Source organism: Verrucomicrobium sp. BvORR106 (genome assembly GCF_000739655.1).
Taxonomy (GTDB): Bacteria; Verrucomicrobiota; Verrucomicrobiia; order Verrucomicrobiales; family Verrucomicrobiaceae; genus Verrucomicrobium.
This window is the reverse complement of record NZ_BATR01000071.1, coordinates 1-5,442: the sequence shown is the minus strand read 5'-3', so window position 1 is coordinate 5,442 and position 5,442 is coordinate 1. Positions and strand designations below refer to the sequence as shown.

General features: G+C 56.9%; 2 protein-coding genes. One reads left to right on the top strand and one right to left on the bottom strand.

What is annotated here, in order from left to right; genetic code table 11:
* A partial coding sequence (locus tag BV106_RS10985) for an RHS repeat-associated core domain-containing protein (protein ID WP_038164417.1) occupies positions 1–3,906 on the top strand: 3,906 nt, incomplete at its 5' end.
* Between the two features lie 639 nt (positions 3,907–4,545).
* Here BV106_RS10985 and BV106_RS10975 read toward each other — a convergent pair.
* Positions 4,546–5,442, bottom strand: an 897-nt coding sequence (locus BV106_RS10975; RefSeq protein WP_081891661.1) for an NAD(P)H-hydrate dehydratase, incomplete at its 5' end; no start/stop codon positions are given.

Sequence of the window (5,442 nt, the reverse complement as noted above, 5' to 3'; positions counted from 1 at the left end):
AAGCGGCTCTTCAAACAGGCCGATGCCGTCACCCCCACCAAGTACCTCCTCACCCAGATCATCGACAAGGTCGGCAACACTCTCACCCTCCAGTATGACGGCTCCCTGCGCCTGACCACCCTCCTTGACGCCCTCGGCCAGGCCACGACGATCAGTTACACACCCGACGTGGGAGACAACGTCAGCGGCGACACCACGAAGATCCGCAAGGTCACCGATCCGTTCTCCCGCTTCGCCAAGTTCAAATACACCGCCACCGGCCAGCTGGAGAGGATCATTGACCCCATCGGCATCACCTCCCAGTTCAGCTATGGCACCGGGGACTTCATCAACCGTGTCACCACCCCTTATGGCCCCACGGAGTTCAGTCACGGGGAGATGCCCGGCATCAACAGCGAGACCGGACGCTGGATCGAGTCCAAAGACGCCGCGGGAGACCGTGAACGCGTGGAGCGCAATGACCTCGCCCTGCCCGACAATTACGTGGCCAGTCCCCAGGCCCCCAGCAGTGTCAATGTCAACGGCACCAGCGTCCCCTTCCTGCCCAAGAACGACAACCTGTTTTACCGCAACACCTTCCACTGGAACCGCCAGCAGATGAAGAACTGGCCGGGGGATTACAGCAAGTGCCTCATCTACAACTGGCTCACCAGCACCAGTGACACCATCACCGGAGTGATCGGCAGCATCAAGCAACCGCTGGAAGGACGCATCTGGTTCAACTATCCCAACCAGACCTCCTCCCATGCCGTGGGCGACGTGAGCGTTCCTTCCAAGACGGTGCGGGCGGTGGAGAGCACCACCGGCACCACGGTATGGAGCATGGAACAAGCTACCTACAATGATCTGGGCCTGCTCACTGGCAGCACAGATCCCATGGGGCGCGAGCTGAAGTATGAGTACTACCCCAACAAACAGGACCTTCAGTACGTGAAAGTCAAGAACGGGGTGAGCTGGGAGACGCTGCTGGTCATCTCCCAGTACAAGACCATCGGGGGGCAACCGACCCATCTACCCGAAATTCTCACAGATGCCGCAGGTTTGCAAACGCAGGTGAGCTACAATGACAAAGGACAAGTGACAGAAGTGACGGTTTCCAAGGGAGGAAACTCCGAGACAACGAAGTACATCTATGATGCCAATCTGGACGGCACGTCCGATGCCTATGGTTATCTGATCAGAATTGAGCACACCTCGCCGTCCAATCCGCTGGCTTTTGTTACTCTTCAGAGCCTGACTTACGACAGCACCAAACGCGTTCGTACAGTTACAAACTCGGAAAGTTACGCGCTGACCTATGACTATGACAGCCTGGACCGAATCACCCTTGTTACGCATCCTGATGCCACCACGGAGCAGCTTGTCTACACGGATGGCGCCAAACAGACGCTGAGCCTCTGGGCCAGCAAAGACCGCGCGGGCCGTTGGACACGCATGCGCTACAACCAGCAACGACAGCTCCTGTTGGAGCTGGATCCACTGCTGCGTCTGACCCAGTATGACTGGTGCAAGTGCGGCAGCCTGAGCAAGCTCATCGACCCCATGGGCAAAGTTACCACCTGGAAACGTGACGTTCAGGGGCGGGTGGTGGAGAAGCTGCTGTCGGATGGTAACAAGTACCTCTATACCTACCAACCGTTGAGCGGTCGACAGGCCACCGTGGCCTACCCCCAAGACGCACTCAATGCCACCACTACACTCACGGTTCGGCATCATCTCGATGGCACAGTCCAGAAGAAGGACTACACGGATGCTACCGTGGCGGATGTGACTTTCGGCGCTAGCGACTTCGCCGGTCGGCCTACCTCCATGGCAGACCAGTTTGGCACCACCAGCTATGCCTATGTCTCCAACACAGGCTCCCTCAATGGCAGCGGAGCCGTAGCCACCATTAATGGCCCGGGGATCAACGACACACTGCGTTATACATACGACTGGCAGAGCCGCCGAACGAAGAACGAAATCGTGGCCGACGATGGCGTCACCGTGACCCGGTCCGAGGAGGCAACACTGGACACCCTGGGTAGAACCTCGCAACTGGTTAGCAATCTGGGCACGTTCACCAGCACCTTCAACGTCGGCAACCTAAGCGCCCTGCCTGACCAGGTGGAATTGCCTGGCGGGTTTAACACCATTTACACCCGCTACCCAGCCAACGCAGGAGCCAACGCTCTGAGATTGCAAACGATTCACCACCGGCAGGGTTCCAGCACCGTGCAAAAGCACGACTACACCTATGAGCTCACAGGCAACCTCAAGACCTGGGACCGCACCAATGCGAGCGCCAACCTGACCTCCTGGGTCTTTCGACACGATCAGGCAGATCAGCTCAGCGAACTGGAGGAGAGTCTCGACAGTGTACCTCAAAAAAAGGAAACTTGGCACTATGATCCTGCAGGCAATATTAGCTCCACGGTGAACTTGCCAGCGGTTGGTTCAGGAACACTGCAGATCCGAACGACCGAAGTCCGCAACCAATTGACTTCACTGGGTGGCCCCGGCAAGACGAGTGTGGAAGGCACAACCAATGAGGCGGCCCAAGTGAAGGTCAACGGGAACGCTGCGATGGTCACCAAGCTGGGGCCATCAGGTCCCTGGCAGTTCCAGAAGGAAATGAGCATGTCGGCCGGGAGCAACGCGATTGCGGTGGAGGCGACCGACGCCAACAACAACGTCAAGACCAGCAACTACACGGTGACGGTTTCGGCAGGGGTTGACCAGGAAGTGGACTATGATGTCAATGGCAATGTGTTGGAGCAGCGCGACGGCAGCGGGACAGTAACCCGCAAGCTGGAGTGGGATGCGAAGAACCAGCTCCTGTCTGTACAGAGCGCCGCCACTGCCGCTTTTGGGGTAAAACGCAGTGAATTTGGTTATGACGGTTATGGTCGCCGGGTGCGTCAGGTGGAAAAGGAGCACAACGGCACCTCCTGGGTGGTGCTCAGCCAGTGGAGCTACATTTGGAATGGATTAGAGCTCGTCCAAAAACGTGATAGCACCAGCGATGTCATATCGGCAACCTATTTTGGTCCGGGAGAAGAACATGCTGGTGATGAGGTGGTATATTTGAAAGATCATCTAAATACAGCTTCTGCATGGTATCGCGTCACTGACGCTACTATTGGTAAATGCGACTATTTAGTGACTGGAGCGGAAAATGGAGGAGCCTTCGGGGGTGTCGCTATCGATCGTGGTTTCACGGGTCACTTGAAGCATTGGAGTGGAGGAATGTTGCTCGCGCCATTCCGTTGTTATGATCCAAAGTTGGTACGATGGTTGTCTGAGGACCCCATCCATGAGCTAGGTGGGGCGAATCTTTATCAGTACGTAAGCAATCAATTTGCAAGCAGCAGGGATACTTATGGCCTGTTTGATCAAACGACTTTTGACTATCTACGATCGTTTCCTACGCTGAATTGGGCAGAGGCAACTGATGGTGAAATTGGGGCCAGAAATCCGTCGGGCGGCAAGGCCGTACCTAACACCCCTAGCGGCCTTGTTGGCTCATTGATTCCAGGTTGGGAGAGGGAACGCAATGCAGGCAACACTGCCGCTGCTGAGTGCTATAAAAATGCGATGGACTATCATTTGGCGCAGTTGCCACCCGTGGTGCCTGCTGCGCCGATGGCCGTCGCGGTATCGGTAATGATTTGGGGCGCGCAACTCAACGACGATGGCAGCAGTACATTTTCCACCGGACCGGGAGCAGGGGCCGGAGTTGTGGCTGGCTATCATTGGTCATGGGGATCCTCCAAGGGATTGGGTATTGGTGGGTCGATCGGAGGGGGCTACGTTCTTGGAGGCTACGCATCGCTCAACTATTCTTCGGCCGGATTTGCATTTGACATCATTTTAGGAAGTGGTGATGGTGCATTCGCTGGAGGGGGTGTGACATATTCCGAGTGATGAAAATTCACGAGATACTTCTGGTCATCGCTGGAATTGCATTCCTGATTAGCAACGTTTCTCAGAGAATGCTGCTGGATCACATTTGGTCCAAGGATCGAGCTTGGGCTAGCTCGGAAGGTTTACCGGTTGGGGGACTCACCCCCTACGGCTTTAGAGAGGTTGGACGATTGTATGCGAAAATTATTACATTGCATCCTAAATTGAGGCGGGATACGTATTCTAGCATTCTGACCTATATTTGTTGGATCGGAACTATACCTGCTATTTTGTTAGCAATCGCAGGTGTGTGCTTCATTCAATAGCAAGTTGTCAAATCGAACAATTCGATACCGGGCTCCTGCCTCCTTCTCAATAAGACATTGTTGCCCCAATTGACCGAAGCTAAAAAGGCAAGTATGGACACCCCTGTGGAGCCCGTGATGTTGCTTGCCTGTTTGGTCGCGGAATTCGGCTTCCTCTTAAGGCAGACTGATGGTCATTCAAGACAGCAGTGTCAGAATGGGGATATCAGGTATCACCAAAAGTGACTACCAGACCTTCATGGAGTTTTGGCGCGATGCCGGTACGCCCACTCACGAATCCACCCCTGAATCCCAAGGCTAACTGGAACTCCATAGCGGTGATGGCTGCAAGATGCTACGCCTTTCTCAAGCCCCCAATCACCTCCCCAAACGCTGCCGCCAGATGCAGCAATACATCACTGGCCACCAGCGTCTCCTCTGACGCTGCACCCGTCGCAATCGCCACCTCTGCCGCGCGCCCCGACAGCCAAGCGCCCAAGCATGCGGCATCGCACACCGTTGTCCCCTGCCCGATCAACGCGGCACAGAGGCCGGTGAGAACATCGCCCATGCCGCCGCTGGCCATGCCGGGTGTGCCGGTGGTGTTGTAGGCGGTGGGATGATCCTGGGCGGCGATGACGGTGCGGGAGCCTTTGAGCAGGAGGGTGGTTGCAGGAAACTTCTCCACGAACTCCCGGGCGGTCTGGACGCGACCTTGGGGAGACCAGCCGGGCATGGCTTCCACAAGGCGGGCCATCTCGCCGGGATGAGGAGTCAACAGGCTGGGTGCGCGGCGTTCATGGAGCGCTGCCAGTCCGGTGCGGGCAAGCATGTTGAGCGCATCCGCGTCCAGCACCACCGGGCATGGAGCCCGGCAGATGACCTCTAGAACCTCGACCTCATTGGCATGCCCCAAGCCTGGGCCGATGCCGAGACAGTCGTGCTTCTGCTCCAGCACCTCGTGATAGTCGGCCACGCATTTCACCATGACCTCCACCGGGGCTTTGACTGCGATCAAGGGATACACATCCTCCTTCACATAGAGCGTCACCAAGCCAGCTCCGCCCCGCAGGGCCCCTTCCGCCGTCAGGATGGCCGCACCGAGATAACCACGCGAACCGGCGATCAAGCCCACGCGACCCGCCTGCCCCTTGTGGAAGTCAAACGACCGCCGTGGCAGACGCGGCAGCAACGTGGCTGCCGTGAGCACCTCTTGGCTGAGATCGCCCTTGGCATCTTCCAACTCCCGAAG